This window comes from Massilia sp. Dwa41.01b, from assembly GCF_014171775.1.
GTDB lineage: Bacteria > Pseudomonadota > Gammaproteobacteria > Burkholderiales > Burkholderiaceae_D > Telluria.
Genome location: NZ_CP050454.1, coordinates 2,678,141 through 2,694,875 on the forward strand (window position 1 = coordinate 2,678,141; position 16,735 = coordinate 2,694,875).

The 16,735-nt window shown below is 66.2% G+C and carries 15 protein-coding genes and 3 pseudogenes; 10 read left to right on the forward strand and 8 right to left on the reverse strand.

The genetic code is table 11. From position 1 onward, the window contains the following. Positions 1-3 precede the first annotated feature (3 nt). The 5 genes and pseudogenes from G4G28_RS12230 to G4G28_RS12245 all read left to right on the forward strand — a co-directional run bounded on the left by G4G28_RS12230 (position 4) and on the right by G4G28_RS12245 (position 5,453). Positions 4-1,023 (forward strand): annotated as a pseudogene (locus G4G28_RS12230) (glucokinase). Further along, positions 1,013-2,347: an MFS transporter gene (locus G4G28_RS12235; RefSeq protein WP_182988469.1), complete on the forward strand. Its 1,335-nt coding sequence runs from the start codon at positions 1,013-1,015 to the stop codon at positions 2,345-2,347. Before G4G28_RS12230 ends, G4G28_RS12235 begins: the two are co-directional and overlap by 11 nt. Beyond that, positions 2,344-2,781, forward strand: coding sequence for a cellulase N-terminal Ig-like domain-containing protein (locus G4G28_RS26065; protein ID WP_229507595.1), 438 nt, complete (start codon positions 2,344-2,346; stop codon positions 2,779-2,781). Before G4G28_RS12235 ends, G4G28_RS26065 begins: the two co-directional genes overlap by 4 nt. Then, a complete protein-coding gene (locus G4G28_RS12240; protein ID WP_229507596.1) occupies positions 2,747-4,531 on the forward strand; it encodes a heme-degrading domain-containing protein in 1,785 nt (594 codons plus the stop codon). Before G4G28_RS26065 ends, G4G28_RS12240 begins: the two co-directional genes overlap by 35 nt. A gap of 10 nt (positions 4,532-4,541) precedes the next feature. Beyond that, entirely contained in the window at positions 4,542-5,453 is a 912-nt protein-coding gene (locus G4G28_RS12245; RefSeq protein WP_308600478.1) for a Gfo/Idh/MocA family oxidoreductase, read from the forward strand. Between the two features lie 189 nt (positions 5,454-5,642). Here G4G28_RS12245 and G4G28_RS12250 read toward each other — a convergent pair whose 3' ends face one another. Then, entirely contained in the window at positions 5,643-6,137 is a 495-nt protein-coding gene (locus G4G28_RS12250) for a hypothetical protein (protein ID WP_182988470.1), read from the reverse strand. 356 nt (positions 6,138-6,493) lie between these two features. Here G4G28_RS12250 and G4G28_RS12255 point away from each other — a divergent pair, with 356 nt between their 5' ends. Both G4G28_RS12255 and G4G28_RS12260 read left to right on the forward strand, forming a co-directional pair. Continuing rightward, a complete protein-coding gene (locus tag G4G28_RS12255) occupies positions 6,494-6,799 on the forward strand; it encodes a hypothetical protein (protein ID WP_182988471.1) in 306 nt (101 codons plus the stop codon). A 141-nt stretch (positions 6,800-6,940) separates the two neighbouring features. Then, positions 6,941-7,964 (forward strand): annotated as a pseudogene (locus G4G28_RS12260) (IS110 family transposase). A gap of 341 nt (positions 7,965-8,305) precedes the next feature. Here the strand turns inward: G4G28_RS12260 and G4G28_RS26070 are convergent. Then, positions 8,306-8,542: a tyrosine-type recombinase/integrase gene (locus G4G28_RS26070; protein ID WP_229507597.1), complete on the reverse strand. Its 237-nt coding sequence runs from the start codon at positions 8,540-8,542 to the stop codon at positions 8,306-8,308. Positions 8,543-8,596: 54 nt separating this feature from the next. Then, a complete protein-coding gene (locus tag G4G28_RS12265; protein WP_229507598.1) occupies positions 8,597-9,472 on the reverse strand; it encodes a hypothetical protein in 876 nt (291 codons plus the stop codon). Between the two features lie 119 nt (positions 9,473-9,591). On the opposite strand from G4G28_RS12265, the gene G4G28_RS12270 reads away from it, so the two are divergent. Beyond that, entirely contained in the window at positions 9,592-10,194 is a 603-nt protein-coding gene (locus G4G28_RS12270; protein WP_182988474.1) for a nicotinamidase, read from the forward strand. Between the two features lie 99 nt (positions 10,195-10,293). On the opposite strand, the gene G4G28_RS12275 is transcribed toward G4G28_RS12270, so the two are convergent. From G4G28_RS12275 to G4G28_RS12285, 4 genes and pseudogenes are all read right to left on the reverse strand, one after another. Continuing rightward, complete coding sequence (locus tag G4G28_RS12275) at positions 10,294-11,694, reverse strand: amino acid permease (protein WP_275944325.1); 1,401 nt, start codon at positions 11,692-11,694, stop codon at positions 10,294-10,296. Positions 11,695-12,124: 430 nt separating this feature from the next. Then, the gene (locus G4G28_RS28300) at positions 12,125-12,364 is read right to left on the reverse strand and encodes a DUF2784 domain-containing protein (protein WP_308600480.1); all 240 of its coding nucleotides are present in this window, start codon (positions 12,362-12,364) and stop codon (positions 12,125-12,127) included. Continuing rightward, positions 12,318-12,497: a hypothetical protein gene (locus G4G28_RS28305; RefSeq protein WP_308600481.1), complete on the reverse strand. Its 180-nt coding sequence runs from the start codon at positions 12,495-12,497 to the stop codon at positions 12,318-12,320. The genes G4G28_RS28300 and G4G28_RS28305 overlap by 47 nt, the downstream gene beginning before the upstream one ends. After that, a pseudogene (locus tag G4G28_RS12285) lies at positions 12,494-14,997 on the reverse strand (alpha/beta hydrolase fold domain-containing protein). Before G4G28_RS12285 ends, G4G28_RS28305 begins: the two are co-directional and overlap by 4 nt. A 235-nt stretch (positions 14,998-15,232) precedes the next feature. Here G4G28_RS12285 and G4G28_RS12290 point away from each other — a divergent pair. Together G4G28_RS12290 and G4G28_RS12295 are read left to right on the forward strand one after the other, a co-directional pair. Next, a complete protein-coding gene (locus G4G28_RS12290; RefSeq protein WP_182988476.1) occupies positions 15,233-15,670 on the forward strand; it encodes a DUF411 domain-containing protein in 438 nt (145 codons plus the stop codon). A 114-nt stretch (positions 15,671-15,784) separates the two neighbouring features. Then, positions 15,785-16,144, forward strand: a complete 360-nt coding sequence (locus G4G28_RS12295) for a hypothetical protein (protein WP_182988477.1) — start codon at positions 15,785-15,787, stop codon at positions 16,142-16,144. 22 nt (positions 16,145-16,166) lie between these two features. Here the strand turns inward: G4G28_RS12295 and G4G28_RS12300 are convergent, their stop codons facing one another. Beyond that, entirely contained in the window at positions 16,167-16,697 is a 531-nt protein-coding gene (locus G4G28_RS12300; protein WP_182988478.1) for a pyridoxamine 5'-phosphate oxidase family protein, read from the reverse strand. Positions 16,698-16,735: the final 38 nt, after the last annotated feature.

Sequence of the window (16,735 nt, forward strand, 5' to 3'; positions counted from 1 at the left end):
CTGATGGACTCTATCTACACGGACGGACCGCGCCTGGTGGCCGACATCGGCGGCACCAACGCCCGGTTCGCGCTGGAGCGCGCGCCGGGCAAGCTGTCGCTGGCGCGCACGCTGGCCTGCGCCAATTATCCGCGCTTCGAAGACGCCGCCGCGGCCTACCTGGCCGGCGCCGGCGCCGGCTTGCAGCGCGTGCGCCACGCGGTGGTGGCCATTGCCAACCCGGTCGATGGCGACGCGGTCCGCATGACCAATCACGACTGGGCGTTTTCCACCCGGCTCGCGGCGCGCGAACTGGGCCTGGACACGCTGCTGGTGGTGAACGACTTCACGGCCCTGGCGATGAGCCTGCCGCGCCTGTCCGGCGCCGAGCTGGCCCGGTGGGCGGCGGCGTGGCCCGTCCCGGCTGCGCAATCGGGCTGGTCGGCGCCGGCACAGGGCTCGGTGTCTCGGGCCTGGTCCCGGCGACGGACGGCTCGTGGACGCCGCTGCACAGCGAGGGCGGGCACGTCTCCTTCGCGCCGGCCGACGAGCGCGAAGTGGCGGTGCTGCGCCATTGCTGGGAGCGTTACGAGCACGTGTCGGCCGAGCGCCTCGTGTCGGGGCCGGGCATTGCCCTGATCCACGAGAGCCGCGCGGCGGCCGGCCGCCCCGGCAAGCCCGCACTCCCGCTCGACACGCCGACGATCGTCGCCCATGCACTCGACGGGCGCGACCCGCTCTGCCTCGAGACCCTCGAATGCTTTGCCGGCATGCTCGGCACGGTGGCGGCCAACCTGGCGGTGACCACTGGGGGCACGCGGCGGCATCTATATCGGCGGCGGCGTGGTGCCGCGCCTGGGTACCTGGTTCGCGCGTTCCCCTTTTCGCGCGCGCTTCGAGCACAAGGGGCGTTTCACCGGCTTCACCGCCGCCATCCCTACCTGGGTGGTGACGGCGCCCTACCCTGCACTGACTGGCGCGGCCGCCCTGCTGGCGGCCACACTGGAAACCAGCGCCACGCGGGAGATCGCACATGCAGGCTAAGCCCATGCGCTCGCCCTTGCTGTGGGTACCGAGCGGCTACTTCACGATGGCGCTCGGCTATGTGATGCTCACCAGCGTGACCGCCATCATGTTCAAGAACCTGGGCATGGACAACGGCCGCGCAGCAGGGTATTCGAGCCTGCTGATCCTGGCCTACACGATCAAGCCGCTGTTCGCGCCTTTCGTGGAGATGTACCGCACCAAGAAGTTTTTCGTGCTGTGGGCCCAGGTGCTGATCGGGGCCGGTTTCGCCGGCGTCGCCCTGGCCTTCAGCCTGCCGGGATACATGACTGTGCTGATGGCGGCCTTCTTCGCGCTGTCCTTCGTCGGCGCCACCCAGGACGTCGCCAGCGACGGCGTGTATGTCACCTCGCTCGATGCCCGCGCCCAGTCGCTGTACTGCGGCATCCAGAGCCTGTCCTGGAACATCGGTCCGATCGTCGCTTCCGGCGGCATGGTCTACCTGAGCGGCTACCTGCACAGCCATGTCTACGGCCACGACGCCAGGGTGTTCGGACCGGACTGGATCGATGCCTGGCGCGTGATCTTCCTGCTGGTGGCGGGCGTCACGCTGCTGATGGCGGCCTGGCATGCGCGCACCATGCCCGATGGCGCGCGTGCTGCCGACACGCCATCTTCCGTGCGCGACGCCGGGCGCATCCTGCTCGACGCTTTCGTCACGCTGTTCAGGAAGCGCGGGATCTGGCGCATGCTGGCCTTCGCCTTCCTGTTCCGCCTCAGTATCGGGCTGCTGGAAAAGATCGGGCCCTTCTTCATGGTCGACCCGGCTTCGAAAGGCGGACTCGGCATGTCGAACGAGTTGCTTGGCCTCGTCTATGGCACCTACGGGCTGGCCGCCGTGCTGGTCGGCTCGCTGCTGGGTGGCTGGTACGTGGCCCGGCGCGGCCTGAAAGCCACGCTCTTCGTGCTCTGCTGCGCAGTGAACATTCCGAACGTGACTTTCCTCCTGATGAGCATTTACCTGCCATCGAGCCTGTTCGTCATCGCGGCCGGCGTCGTCATCGAGAAGTTCTTCTTCGGCTTCGGTGCGGTCGGCTTCATGATCTACCTGATGCAGCAGCTCGCGCCGGGCAAATACACGACCACGCACTATGCCTTCGGTACCGGGGTGATGGGCCTGTGCGGCATGGTCACGGGCGTCGTCAGCGGCCACCTGCAGGAGATGCTGGGCTATGTCAGCTACTTCGCTTTCGTCATGGTGGCGACCATTCCCTCGTTTATCGCCACCTGGTGTGCGCCTTTCCATCAGGCCGATCCGGGCGCGGTCGCGATCGACGCCGACGGCAAAGCGGTGGCGGCATGAGGCGCTTCCTCTGCCTGCTGTCGCTGGTGGCCGGACCAGCTGCCGCCGCGCCGACGGTCGCGCCGATCAAGGTGAACGGGCTGGGCTTCCTGCCTGGCGCGCAGAAGCTGGCGGTGCTGCCGGCCGGCGCGGGCGACCGGTTCGAGGTCGTCGGCGAAGACGGCAAGCGCGTGTTTGCGGCCGCCTTGTCCGCGCCGGTGTCGTGGGCGCCCTCCGCCGAGCGGGTACGCGTGGCCGACTTCAGCGGGCTCGCGGCGTCGGGCAGTTACCGGCTGCGCGTGCCCGGGCTGCCGCTGTCGGACCGGTTCGTCGTCGCCCCCGATGCCTATCGTTCGCTTGGCGCGGCGGCCCTGAAAGCCTTCTACTTCAACCGCAGCGGCATCGCGCTGGACGTCCGGCATGCCGGGGCATACGCGCGCGGCCGGGCACCCTGACGACACCGTGCTGGTGCACGCCTCGGCGGCCTCGCCAGGCCGCCCGGCCGGCACCGTCATTGCCGCGCCGCGCGGCTGGTACGATGCAGGCGACTACAACAAGTACGTCCCGAGCGCCGCCATCTCGACCTGGACGCTGCTGGCCTTGCTCGAGCATTTCCCGGACGCCTACCGCGGCGAGGACGTCAACATCCCTGAATCCGGCGACGCCGTGCCCGACCTGCTGGATGAGGCCATGTGGAACCTCGACTGGATGCTGGCGATGCAGGATCCGCAGGATGGCGGCGTCTACCACAAGCTCACCAACCTGCGCTTCGACGCCATGGTGCTGCCGCACGAAGCGATGCGCGAACCGCGCCATGTGGTGGCCAAGAGCACGGCGGCGGCGCTCGACTTTGCCGCGACGATGGCGGTGGCCAGCCGTGTCGTGGCCGCTTACGAGGGGCGCTGGCCGGGGCTGTCGCAGCGCATGCTGGCCGCTGCCGAAGCGGCATGGCGCTGGGCGCAGGCGCATCCCGCCGTCCATTTCAAGAATCCTCCCGACGTGCTGACCGGCGAGTACGGCGACACGCAGCTGGCCGATGAACGCGCATGGGCGGCGGCCGAGCTCTACATCACGACCGGGAAGGACAGCTATGGCGCGGCGATGCAGCTGGACCTCCCTCCCACCACCGTGCCGGCCTGGGACGACGTGCGCGCGCTAGCGTGGATGTCGCTCGCCCACCACCGCGCGCGCCTGGGCCGTGCGGAGGACCGCGCCCTGGTCGCCCGCGGCGTCGATGCGCTGGCGGCGCGCCTGGCACGGCAGTCCAAGGCTGCCGGCTACCGGGTCTGGATGGAAGGACCGGACTTTGTCTGGGGCAGCAATGCCGTGATGCTTAACGGAGCGATGCTGCTGTTGCAGGGCTACCGCCTGAATCCGAAGCCGGAATACTTGGCGGCGGCCCAGTCCGGCCTCGACTGGGTCCTGGGACGCAATCCGACGGCCCGTTCCTTCGTCACCGGCTTCGGTGCGCGCCCCTCGCTGCATCCGCATCACCGGCCCTCGATCGGCTACAAGCTGGCGGCGCCCGTGCCCGGCTTCGTCACCGGCGGACCCAATCCCCTCCAGCAGGACAAGGCGGAGTGCCCGCCCTATCCATCGCGCCTGCCGGCACTGTCCTATCTCGACCACGCCTGCAGCTATGCCAGCAACGAGGTCGCCATCAACTGGAACGCGCCGCTCGTCTACGTGACGGCGGCCCTGCGGGCCCTGACGCCGAAGGAAACCACGATGAAGCCACCCCTCGCGAACCTCGACGACCTGCTGCGCGAAGAAGAACAGCTGCGCTTCGAACGCTTCAGCAATGCCGACGCGCTCGACATCGGCATGCGCCTGGTGGCCCTGGCGCGAGAGGCGGGCAAACCGGTCACGATCGAAATCCGCCGCAACGGCGCGCTGCTGTTCGCGCACGCGACGGACGGCGCGCCGCCCGACCACGCCGAGTGGATCCGCCGCAAGGCCAACCTGGCGAACCGGCTCGGACACAGTTCGTATTACGTGCATACGGAGGTGCTGGCGCGCGGCGGCGACATCGATGCGATGCCGGGGTTCGATGCGCGCGACTATGCCGCCCACGGCGGGGCGTTCCCGATCGTCGTGGAGGGCAGCGGGCAGATCGGCACGATCACGGTCTCCGGTCTGCCGGGGCCGCAGGACCATGCACTGGTCGTGTGCGCCCTGCGTGCCTGGTTCAAGCGCGGCGCCTGAGGAGATGCACATGGACACACTGGTACATTGGGGCATCCTCGGCACGGGCGGCATCGCCCGCGCCTTCGCGCTGGCCCTGCGCGATACGCCGGGTGCGTGCCTGGCGGCGGTGGGTTCGCGCACACTCGCCTCGAGCACGGCATTCGTCGCCGAACTGGGCGCCCCGGCTGGCGCGCGTGCCTGCGGCTCGTATGAGGAGCTGGTCGCCACACCTGATGTGGACATCGTCTACATCGCGACCCCGCATCCGCTGCACGCCGTGAATGCCTTGATGGCCCTGGACGCAGGCAAGCCGGTGCTGGTCGAAAAACCGTTCGCGATGAGCCTGCGCGAGGCCGAGGCGGTGGTTGCCAAGGCGCGGGACAAGAAGCTCTTTCTAATGGAAGCAATGTGGACGCGGTTCATGCCGGCCTTGGAGGCGCTCAAACGCGTCGTCGACGCTGGCGAAATCGGCACGCCGACCCTGCTGCAAGCGGACTTCGGCTTCTCTGCCCCGCTCGACCCCGAGCACCGCGTCAACAAGCGCGCACTGGGCGGCGGCGCCTTGCTCGACCTCGGCATCTATCCGCTGTCGATCGCCAGCGCCATCCTGGTCCAGCCCGCGGATATCACGGCGCAGGCGACATTCGGTCCGACCGGCGTCGACCTCACCACGGTATTCAGCCTGCGCCACCCGGGCGGCGCGCTCTCGAGCTGCAGCTGTTCGCTGCGCGCGCAGCCCGTCCGAGCTGACGGTGTCCGGCTCGCTGGGGAGCGTGCGCCTGGAATCGATGTTCCACATGGCGCAGGCGGTCGTCGTGCCCTTGAACGGCGCCGATCCCGCCCCTTCCGCATACAGCTTCACATCGCCATGGCTACGTGCACGAGGCGCTGGCGGCGGGCGAAGCGCTGCGTGCGGGTCTGCTCGAACATCCTGTCATGACCCACGCCGATACCCTGGCTACCATGCGCGGGCTCGACACGATCCGCGCGCGCATCGGGCTGCGCTATCCGGGCGACTGAGAGCGCCTGACCAAACCTCCGGGCGTATCCCTGGCAGTGCAACCGGAGACCTTCGTTGAGACCCCGAGGACTATCTGATGAACGTCCGCAGTCGACCCGAAGCGGACGGTCACCTTCTAGCTTCGAAGCTTAGTTCTCCGTCAAGGTCAACGCCATAGTGGCCAAGCGGAGTTCCAAAGGAATAGCAATCTTCGTAGTCCCTTCCAATCGCGCTACAGTGGATGACGAGTGAGTGCTTGTTTTCGAAGTCGAGGCGCAGATCAAACGCCGGAATGGAACAGTTCACTGCCGTGATCCGTTGTCCACAAACGGTTTGGCTGCCGTTGACCATCGGGCCATCATTGGCGTTTGACATATGGCTTCCTGCAATGACTTCTGATTCAGCGTCGATTCGCCATGGGCACCAGATCAGCATTGAAAAGGCACCGTCATATAGCCGGACTAGCTCACTCAAACAAGGATTGTTCGTAGGCTTTCGTTTGAGCGTCCGAACGCCAATGCTTAGGCCGAGGACAGACCCTGAACCTTCACCGCAAACGGCGCCCCAACATTCTTCGCCGACCAATGCTGACAGATCGCGCAGGAGCGCATCGCGTAAGGACATGCTGACTTCCTAGTTAATTGTTGAGGTGTCTGTTGTCACAGTCCGCTCTTGGCCGAAAGCGGCCGGTCGTCAGGCGGTCAGTGTACCGGATCAGTTGTCAGTCAGGAATTTTTTTGAGGTCCGGCTTGCGTTTGGCGAGCGTCCGCTGCCGCCTCTCAGCGCACGGTCGAGTGCCGACTGCGTGCTTCTCAAAGAATTGATCCTAGCTAGTTATTCGCGTCGGATATGCTCGTCATCAGAAGATACATTTGGACTTATATTTGGGTAGCGACTAGAGTACAACGGAATTCGGGCAATATTGCTGCGACTCGGCTTGTAAGAATTTCCTCAGCTTGTTCTATCGAAGAGCGGCAAATATGCGCACTCCACTCCCAGATAACACTAGTCGTAGAGTGATCTCATCCTATGAAAACAATGGGCTGTTGTATGGCACTCTGCTCGGTGTTCTTGTAGGCGTTCTGATAGCGGGACCGCACTTCAACGACTGGGCGATTGAAAAAATCCTGGCAGCTATCGCTGTGTCATCGGCTGTGATCGGGAGTGTAGGCCATTTTGTGATTTGGATTGTCTACGTCGCTATGAGTGAAGGACCAGGTTCCGATGATGATAGTGAGGTGCAGGATGGTTCCTCGACGAATGGCACTTACCAAATCGAAGACTGACAAACGGCGCCGCGTCAGAGAAGGTAGGGTGAAGGACTGCTCCTGGCCGATTGCAATGGGATGGACTCCTCCTCCCCCTGAGGGCACGTTAGTGCCAAACTGGAGTTTCCACACAACCGGTTTGGAAAGAAGGAGTCCGCCATGAAGATTATGCGCGTTGGGGTCGATTTGGCAAAGAATGTCTTTCAGTTGCACGGTGTAGACCGCTCGGAAAAGCTGGTCTGGCGGTGCAAGCTGGCCCGGGGTGACTGGATCAAGGTACTGCTCGCGAGGATTGAGCCGGGCTGCGAGATCGGTATGGAAGCGTGTAGCGGCGCGCACCACTGGGCTCGACTATTGCAGGCAGAAGGTTTTACGGTGAAGCTAATTGCTCCGCAGTTCGTAAAACCCTATGTCAAGAGCAACAAGAACGACGCCAACGACGCCGAGGCAATATGCGAGGCGATGAGCCGGCCGAGCATGCGTTTCGTAGCCGTCAAAACCGTCGAGCAGCAGGATATCCAAGCTACACACCGGGTGCGCTCGGGTTTGATGGATCAGCGCAAAGCGAAAGCCAACCAGCTGCGAGGTCTGGCGTCTGAATATGGGTTGGTAGCGCCGAAAGAACTGGTGCACTTGAGGTCGGCAATCCCGCGCTGGCTTGAGGATCAGGAAAACGGGCTAAGCGAACGCTTTCGTCGGCTGTTGCGTGGCCTGTGGCGAGATCTGCTCACTTTCGACGAGCGTATCGAAGAACTCGACCGGGAGATAGAACAGCTTGCTCGGCAAGACCCAGCAGCTGTACGTTTGCAGCAAGTGCGTGGCATCGGGCCGCTTACCGCGACGGCATTGCTGGCAACGGTTGGAGACGCGAGTCAGTTTTCCAACGGTCGAGAGATGGCTGCTTCGTTTGGGCTGACGCCCAAACAAAACAGCTCTGGAGGAAAGGAGAGATTGCTCGGCATTAGCAAGCGAGGCGACGCTTATCTGCGCAGTTTGCTCGTGCATGGCGCCCGAGCGGTTATCCGAACGGCTCAAGCGAAAACGGATCGTTTGAGCACTGGTAATGCGCATCGCGACGACGCGACACCCGAATATTGCCGCGGTAGCGTTGGCGAACAAGATGGCTCGCATAGCCTGGGCAATGCTCACTAAAGGAACCGATTATCAACCTCAAACCGCGTAAGCACAGCACTAGAAGTACCTGAAGAAGTCTCTGAACCACGATTGCATGACAAGCCGCGTGATGGCCAACAGGTCGAACCGGCGCTGGCGAAACCCGATAACGTCTGAGGCCTTCGAGCCCGTGATAGCAATAGGGAGTCAGCGCGCGAATAGCCCATCAGGGTCTAGCACCTGTGACAGGTGCAGCGTTACGAGACCGGATATACGTGAGCAGTCGTACCTCACGGCCTGAAGACGGATTGTTTGCAAACGAGGAGGAGTCCATATACAGACGTTCAGAATGACCCAGTGTATGGCGTTGTCTTAAGGACAAGCAAGGGTTTTTACTAGGATTCCAAGTCCCTATTCGGTCAACTTGCGATTCCCCGCCGACGAGACGATCTCGTCGTGCCGCTCGTTGTCGGTCTTGTGCAGGTAGGCCGCCGTGGTGGCGATGTTGGCGTGGCCAGCCGTGTCCTGCAGGGTTTTCAGCTGCACGCCATTGTTGGCGTGGTTGGTCAGCATACTGTGGCGCAGCCAGTGGGCCGAGGCGTGGCGCAGCACGGCGGCCGTGTCGCCGTCGCCCGCTGCTGCGGCCACGGCGGGCCGCCTCGGCGAAGATGCCTTTCAGCGCTTCCGAGGCGGCTTCGTCGGTCAGGCGGGTGATCGCCCGGCTGCGGCTCGACAGCACCAGCGGCGTGCGGTCGGCGCGCGCAACCTCCGGCGGAAACCCGAAGGCGACGCGGTAGCTGCGAAAGGCGTCGAGCATCTCCCCGGCACCGGCAGGCGGCGCGGCTTGTTGCCCTTGCCGACCACGTCGAGCCACCAGCGCTCGTTGCCTTCCGTGTAGATCGAGCCCATGCTGGCGCCGACGATCTCGTTCAGGCGGGCACCCGTGTGGGCGAAAGCGATCAGGAGGAAGCGGTCGCGCTCGCGCCGGCGCAGTGCGGCAGGCGTGTCGGCGGGCCGGCGCGTGGCGGTGGCAATGGCCAGCGCGATCGCGTCCAGCGTCAGGTAGCGCGTGATGCGGCTGGCGGCCGGGGTACGCACATTGCGCACCAGCGCGCCGGGATTGCGGCGCAGGTAGCCGGTCTGCTCGGCAAAGGCCATCAGCCCCTTGACCGCGATCATCGCCTGGCGCCGGCTCGGATCGGACAAGGGCCCGGTGAAGGGCCGGTAGCGCGGGTCGTTGCGCGGCCATTTGGTCGTCGAGATCCAGTCCGCCGGGGGATTCCTGAGGAACTCCTTGTAGGCATTCAGGTCGGCCACGTTCAGGCTCGCCAGGGACTTCTTCGCCTCTTCCCGGCACCAGGTGAGGAAGCGGTAGAGTTCCTTCTGGGTGTTGGCGACGGACTTGGGACTCAATTCGCCGTTGGCGATGAATTCCCTGGCGATCTCGGCATCGGTCTGGGCCTCGGTGATGGGATCGTCGGCCACGCGGAACATCTTGACGCCGAGGCGGCCGCTGGGCGCGGCTGCGCCGGCGTCTGCCGGGGTAGGACCGAGGTCGATGGGAATGAACTTCGTCATGCTGCATGGATTGATACTGTATGGGCATACAGTATATCATGGCAATCGGTCCGGGTTGCAGCATTCGCAACTGCCCCATGCTAAGCTGTTCGCATTCGATCCAGATCAACAGGAAGACCATGAATGCGATTCAACTCGACACCGGCGACGCCCTCATCGTCGTGGACCTGCAAGTCGATTTCCTCCCTGGCGGCGCGCTTGGCGTGCCGCGCGGCGACGAGGTGATCGAACCAATCACGCGCTTGATCAACCTGTTTCGCCAGCAAGGCTTGCCCATCTACGCCTCGCGCGACTGGCACCCCGAGAACCATGTCTCCTTTGCCGAGCGCGGCGGGCCGTGGCCGCCCCACTGCGTGGCCGGCACCGCAGGCGCGGCCTTTTCCGACCGGCTCGACTTTCCGCCGGAGACCGTGATCGTGTCCAAGGCCGATACGGCCGACGCCGATGCCTATTCCGCCTTCAACGGTACCGGGCTCGCTGCGAAGCTGCGCGAGCGCGGCGTGGAACGCGTCGTGGTCTGCGGGCTGGCGACTGACTATTGCGTGCTGAACACGGCGAACGACGCGCTGGAAAACGGCTTCGCCGTGCTGGTCGTGCCGGAGGCCGTGCGCGCGGTGGATGTGCAACCGGGCGACGGCGAGCGGGCGCTTGCCGCGATGGTGGCGCGTGGCGCGCAGCAAGTAGGCCTGGACGCACTGGCAACGGCCGCCACGCCGGCTTGAGTTCAGCCGGCCGCGCGGCCGCCAGCAATGAAAAACCCGGTCACGGCATCCGCCGGACCGGGTTTTTTCATGGGCGCCCGCCGGCGCCCTGCCGTGCAATCAGGATTGCACGCCGTTCAGTTTCGAACGCGAACGGGCGTAGCCGAAGTAGACAACCAGGCCGAGCACGAGCCAGACCAGGAAGGCGACCCAGGTGGTGAGGCTGAGGAAGGACATCAGCGCGAAGCAGAAGATGATCGCCAGTGCCGGGATGACCGGCACGCCCGGGCAGCGGAAGGCGCGGTGCAGGTCCGGGCGCTTCTTGCGCAGGATGATGACGGCCAGCGACACCAGCGAGAAGGCTGCCAGCGTGCCGATGTTGACCAGCTCGGCCAGCACGTCCAGCGGCACGACCGCGGCGATCAGGCCGAAGATGATGCCGACCATCCAGGTGGCGAAGAACGGGGTGCCGTATTTCGGATGCACGGTCGACAGGCGTGCCGGCAGCAGGCCGTCGCGCGACATCGCGTACAGGATGCGGGTCTGGCCGTAGGCCATCACCAGGATCACCGTGCTCATGCCCAGGATCGCCGCCAGGTCGACGAAGCCGGCGACCCAGTCTTGTCCGGCGAACTGCAGGGCCAGCGACACGGGGTGATCGACGCCCTTGAACTGCATGAAGGGCACGATGCCGGTCATGATGGCCGCAACGACCACGTACAGCACGGTGCAGATGCCGAGCGAGCCGATGATGCCGATCGGCAGGTCCTTCGCTGGATTCTTGACTTCCTCGGCGGCCGAGGTGACGGCATCGAAACCGATGAACGCGAAGAACACCAGGGCGGCCGCGCTCATCACGCTACCCATGCCAAACGGCATGAACGGCTGCCAGTTGTCCGGTTTGACATACTGCACGCCGACGAAAATGAACAGCAGCACGACGCCAGTCTTGATCAGCACCATGATGTTGTTGATGCGGGCCGACTCGCGCACGCCCAGCGAGAGCATGAAGGTCAGCACCATCATGATCAGGAAGGCCGGCAGATTGAACACCGTCTGCACGCCCGGAATGGCACCGGGCGCGGCGCGCAGGGCTTCCGGCAGGACGACCCCGATGCCCTTGAGCAGCGACTGGAAATAGCCCGACCAGCCGACAGCAACGGTCGACGTCGCCAGGCCGTATTCGAGCAGCAGGTCCCAGCCGATCATCCAGGCGACGATTTCGCCCAGGGTGGCGTAGGAATAGGTATAGATGGAACCGGCGACCGGCACGGTCGAGGCAAATTCGGCATAGCACAAGGCGGCGAAACCGCAGGCGATGGCAGCGATGACGAAGGACAGGGTCAGCGCCGGGCCCGCGGTGACGGCGCCGGTGCCGGTCAACACGAAGATACCCGTGCCGACGATTGCTCCGATACCCATCAGGATCAGGTCCATTGGACCGAGCACCTTTTTAAGGCCGCCAGGCTTGTTGCTGGCCGCGACCATGGTATCGAGATTTTTCGTTCTAAAAAGACTCACTGCGTGTTCTCCTGTTTTTCATTATCTTTCTCCTCCAGGAACGGCGCCGTTGCCGGCTCCCCTCCCCGCTTTCCCGCTTTGCTACTTGCTGCCGGCCCTGCCGCTGGCTTGCATGCGACCGCGAGGCGGCAACATCGTTCAACGCCGACGGAATCGGGTAGGAGCTGCACGAAGGTATGCACTACCAGGGGAAACACGCCCGTGTTCGCAGACAGGAACGCGCTCGACCGCGCTGACAGCGCCGGGCAGCGATACGCCTGCGCTGCCCGCCGTAAATACGCGATAACAAAAAGCCAGCACGGTATTATTGCTCCGGCAACCCCTGTTGAGCAAGCGCCCGTCATCGCGCGCCGCCCCACCGGAGCGCTTTTTTCCGTTCCGCGTCGTATTTTTCGCTCTCCGGCGGGAAGCGGAGACGGCCGCGGCGCCCTTACGCCCGCTGCCGACGCCTTCGCTGCGACCACAGGCGCCAGTACAGCGCGCCGTTCACGGCCAGCACCAGCGCCGCCAGGACCAGCTGGTGCGTGCGCGTCAAGCCGCCCGGGTACAGCAGGGACAGCAGGTAATGTTCGACAAAGCCGCCACCGTAGCCGTCCAGGCCCGCACGCAGGCGCAAGTCGTTTTCAATCGTGGTCAGCGGACAGATCCACCCGTTCAACTCGATCAGCACGCCCCACGCCGCTGCCGGCAGGTGCAGCCGGGCCAGGTGCGGGCGGCGCAAGACCGAAGGCGCCGAGGGCCACGAACAGCACGAAGGCGGCGTGCAGCACCAGGACCAGCGCGGCGCCCGGGGCGGCCATCATGGCGCCGGCACCTCGGCCGGGGATGTCGCCGCCGCCGCCGCCGGGGCAGGCGCTGCGCCATCGACGCACTCGCGCGCGAAACTGCCCAGCATCGCGATCGCCGTGGCCGCCGTGCGCAGGTAGAAGGCCTGCAGGTGGAACACGTGCCAGCGGCGCCGGTGCACCTCCAGGCGCGCGTTCACCCCGCAGGCGCGGGCGTGCGCTGCCAGCCGGGTGGCGTCGGCCAGCATGATTTCCTCGTCACCGACCTGCACCAGGAACGGCGGCAGCCCGGCCAGGCTGGTCTGTAGCGGCCGATGGGCGTCGATGCCCGGCGGGCAGGCATACCAGTCGATGCCCTGGCGCACCCAGCCGGCGCGCACCATCGGGTCGCGCGCGGCATTCCCCACACGCAGGGTCGCCCAGCGTGGGGTCGGTCACCGGGGAGATCAGTGCCAGGCCCGCGGGAAGCGGCGATCCGCCGTCGCGCAGGCGGATCGCCACGGCCAGCGCCAGGGGCCGCGCCGGCCGAGTCGCCGGCCAGGACGATCTGGTGCGCCGCCAGGCCACGCGCGCGCATGGCGCCGTAGCAGGCCAGCGCGTCTTCCGGGCTGCGGGATAGGGGTGCTCGGGCGCGAGGCGGTAATCCGGCACCCAGACCGGCAGGCCGGCGCTTCTCGCCAGCCGCGTGGTGATGCTGCTGTGGGTCGCCGGGTTGCCCAGGCAGAAGGCACCGCCGTGCAGGTAGAGGATGGCGCCGGCGCCAGGCTGCGCGCCTGGGGTGACGATCTCGGTCGGCACCCCGCCTGTCCGCGCACGGCGGCGCATGACGCCGCCCACGCCCGGCATCAGCGGCGCCAGCAGGTTCACAGCGAAGCGCTGGGCGCGCGCGCCGAACGGCGGCCCGATCAGCGGCTTGAAGCAGGCGCGCAGGAAGCCGCGCTGGAATGCGGCGGCGAAGCGTTCGCGCCGGGACGGGTGGTCGGCCACGGCGAGCGCACCCGGGCTGCCCGGGCAGCGGCAGGGTAAAACGGTAGGCGAGCAGGCTCGCATGGCGGGTCAGCCAGCGGTAGCTGAAGGTAAACCCTGGCCAGTTGGCGCTGTTGTGGCCGTTGCGGTCGAGATACCAGCTGCGGCAGCCGTTCCAGACGCTGCGGCCCAGGCGCCGGCGCAGGCCGGCGTTGAAGCGGAAATGCACGCTCGGGTCGACCTCGATCGCGCTGGCACCGGCACGGCGCAGCGCATTCATGCAGCGCACCACGTGTTCGGCCTGGCTCTCGAGCATGTAGACGATGGAGTTGTGGCCGAGGTTCGTGTTCGGGCCATACAGCATGAAGAAGTTCGGAAAACCCGGCACCGTCATGCCCGGGTAGGCGCTCGCGCCGTCCCGCCAGGCGGCGTTCAGGTCGCGCCCGCCCCGCCCGCGAATCGTCATGGGCGCGAGGAATTCGGTGGCGGCAAAGCCGGTGCCGTAGATGATGGCGTCGACTTCGACGTGGTGCCCGGCCGCGGTCTCGATGCCGGACGGCGTAATGCGGACGATCGGGTCGGTGACCAGTTCCACGTTGGGGCGCGCGAAGCAGCCGAGGTAGTCGTCCGACAGCAGGATGCGCTTGCAGCCGACCGGGTAGTCGGGCTGCAGCTGCGCCCGCAGCGCCCCCGATTCCACCTGCCGTTCCAGCATGCGCCGGAATGGCAGGCCGACCGCGAACCACATCAGGCGTTGCAGGCGCGTGAAGGCCAGCGCGCGCGCCTCGTATTTCGCGTAGATCAGGCCTCGGTGCAGGCGCATCAGCACAGGCAGGCGGCGAAACAGCGTACGCCGCCAGGCCGGATAGGGCCGGTCGGCGCGCGCTTTCAGCCAGGAGGCCGAACGCTGGAACACGGCCAGCCGGGCGACTTGCCCGGCAATTGCCGGGATGAACTGGGTGGCCGAGGCGCCGGTCCCGATGACGGCGACGCGCTTGCCCGCGAGCGCGTAGCCATGGTCCCACTCGGCCGAGTGGAAGGCGCGGCCGCGGAAACTGCCGGCACCGGGGATGTGCGGCAGCGCCGGACGGGAAAGGAGCCCCGTGGCGCTGACCAGGATGCGCGTGCGGAGTTGCCCGCCGCCGGCCAGGGTGATGCTCCACAGGTCATGTTCGTCGTCGAAGGAGGCGTTTTCGACCGCGGCGGCGTAGCGGATGTGTCGTTCGACATCGAAGCGCCGGGCGCAGTCGCGCAGGTAGGCGTGGATCTCGGCCTGGCCTGCGAAGTGGTGCGACCAGTCGGGATTGGGCGCGAACGAAAAGGAATACAGGTGCGAGGGCACGTCGCAGGCGGCGCCGGGGTAGGCATTGTCGCGCCAGACGCCGCCCAGGTCCGCTTTCTTTTCCAGCAGCAGCAGGCGTTCGATGCCGGCGCGTTTCAGCGCGACCGCCATGGCGATGCCGCCGAAACCCGCGCCGATCACGACCGCTTCCAGCGGTGGGTCGGCCTCGCTGGTTTCGCGGGCGGCGGGTCGATCGGGCGCGCTGGTCATCTGGGCTTCCTCCGGGAGACGGGTAAGCGAATGATTCTCGCATGCAACAATCACGGCGACAATGCGCTGGGCATGGATTCGTGGATCGGGCCCGGCACTGCATCGTCCCCTTGCCCGCTGTTCGCCGCTGTGGCGTGTCGATGCCGCGTGCATGACGCCGGTCCATGCGGCGCTGGTGTAGCATGCGCGGACGCACGCGGCTCGGCAAGCGCGGCACACGTACAGGGAGAAGCACATGGCGGGACCATCGAAGTGGCTGGCTGCGGGACTGTTCGCGTTCCCGCTGCTGGCGGGCGCGGCGCAGCCGATCGTCGAGGTATACAAGAGCGCCAGCTGCGGCTGCTGCAAGGGCTGGATCAGGCATCTGGAGGAAAACGGCTTGAGCGTGCGCGCGCATGACGTGCCCGACACAAGCGAATACCGGGCGAAGTTCGGCATCCCGCAGGCGCTCGGCTCCTGCCACAGTGCGCGCGTCGGTGCCTATGCCATCGAAGGACACGTGCCTGCGAGCGAGATCAAGCGCCTCCTGGCGACAAAACCGAAGGCGGCCGGGCTGGCGGTGCCGGCGATGCCGCTCGGCTCGCCCGGCATGGAGGGACCGCGCAACGATCCCTACGACGTGCTGCTCGTGGCGAAAGACGGCAAGACGAGCGTGTACAGACACTACGACTAGGGTCGCAGGCCAGGCGTGCTCCTACAAGGTCTTGCCAGTGCTGCCGATGGCGCGTCCGGCGCGGCCAGGCGACAATCGCGCCATCGATATCGACAACGCAGACAGGAGAGCACCATGGGGACGGAAGCATCGAGTACCTCCGGCAACGCGCCGGGACCATCGGCGACGCTTGGCGTCGGCGGCGCGACGAGCGGCCAGGAAGGAGCGACGCCCACGCACGAAACGCAAGCCGAGACCGGCGGCAGCGGCGGCGCGCAACTGACCCAAAGCCAGGGCGAAGGCATCGGCGCGCCTGCCGGCCAGGCCGGCGTCACGGCAGGGAACCCAGCCCCTTCAAAGGACAGCGCGATGCAGAGCGGCGCGACGGGCGCGCAGGATACGCGCGCGCGGCAAGCCGGCGGCACCGGCACCGGGCTCGGCTCGCCCGAATCCGGTGCCAACCAGTCGGAAGACGATTTGCCGCCGACGCCGTAACGGGTGCCGCGGGCGGATCGGTTCAGCCCACCCGCCCGCTGCTGCCGCCATCGAGCGTGATCGTGCCGTGCTCGCCGGGGTCGACGTCCGGCGTGGTGCCGGTCATGGCCGCTTTTGCCATCTGGAACAGGCGCACCATCTTGCTGTCGTTCGAGTCCCAGTACTCGGCGCTGTGCGGCGCCACGCGCACCAGCACGACGTGCTCGTCGTCCGGGCCGTGCGGGAACCAGGCCTGCACCATCGGGTTCCACAGGGCGCGGATGCGCTCGCGGTCGACCACGCGCTCGGCGGTGCCGCTGATCGATACATACAGGCTGTCGTCCGGCTGGGCAAAGCTGACGTTCACCTCCGGCTGCATCGCGATGTTCTGCCACAACGGTGTGTGGATCGAGGTGTAGAACCACAGGCCGCCCTCGGTGTCGGTTTCCTGGTTGGTCATCGGGTGGCTGATCAGGTGGCCGTGCTCGTCGACGGTGGTAAACATCGCGAAGCGCATCGAGCGGATCTTGTCGGCCAGCGCGGCCGCCTGGGCGGTAGCGTTCGTCGTGGACATGTTGAATCCTTCTTCGTACGTTGATCGAAGCGCCAGCC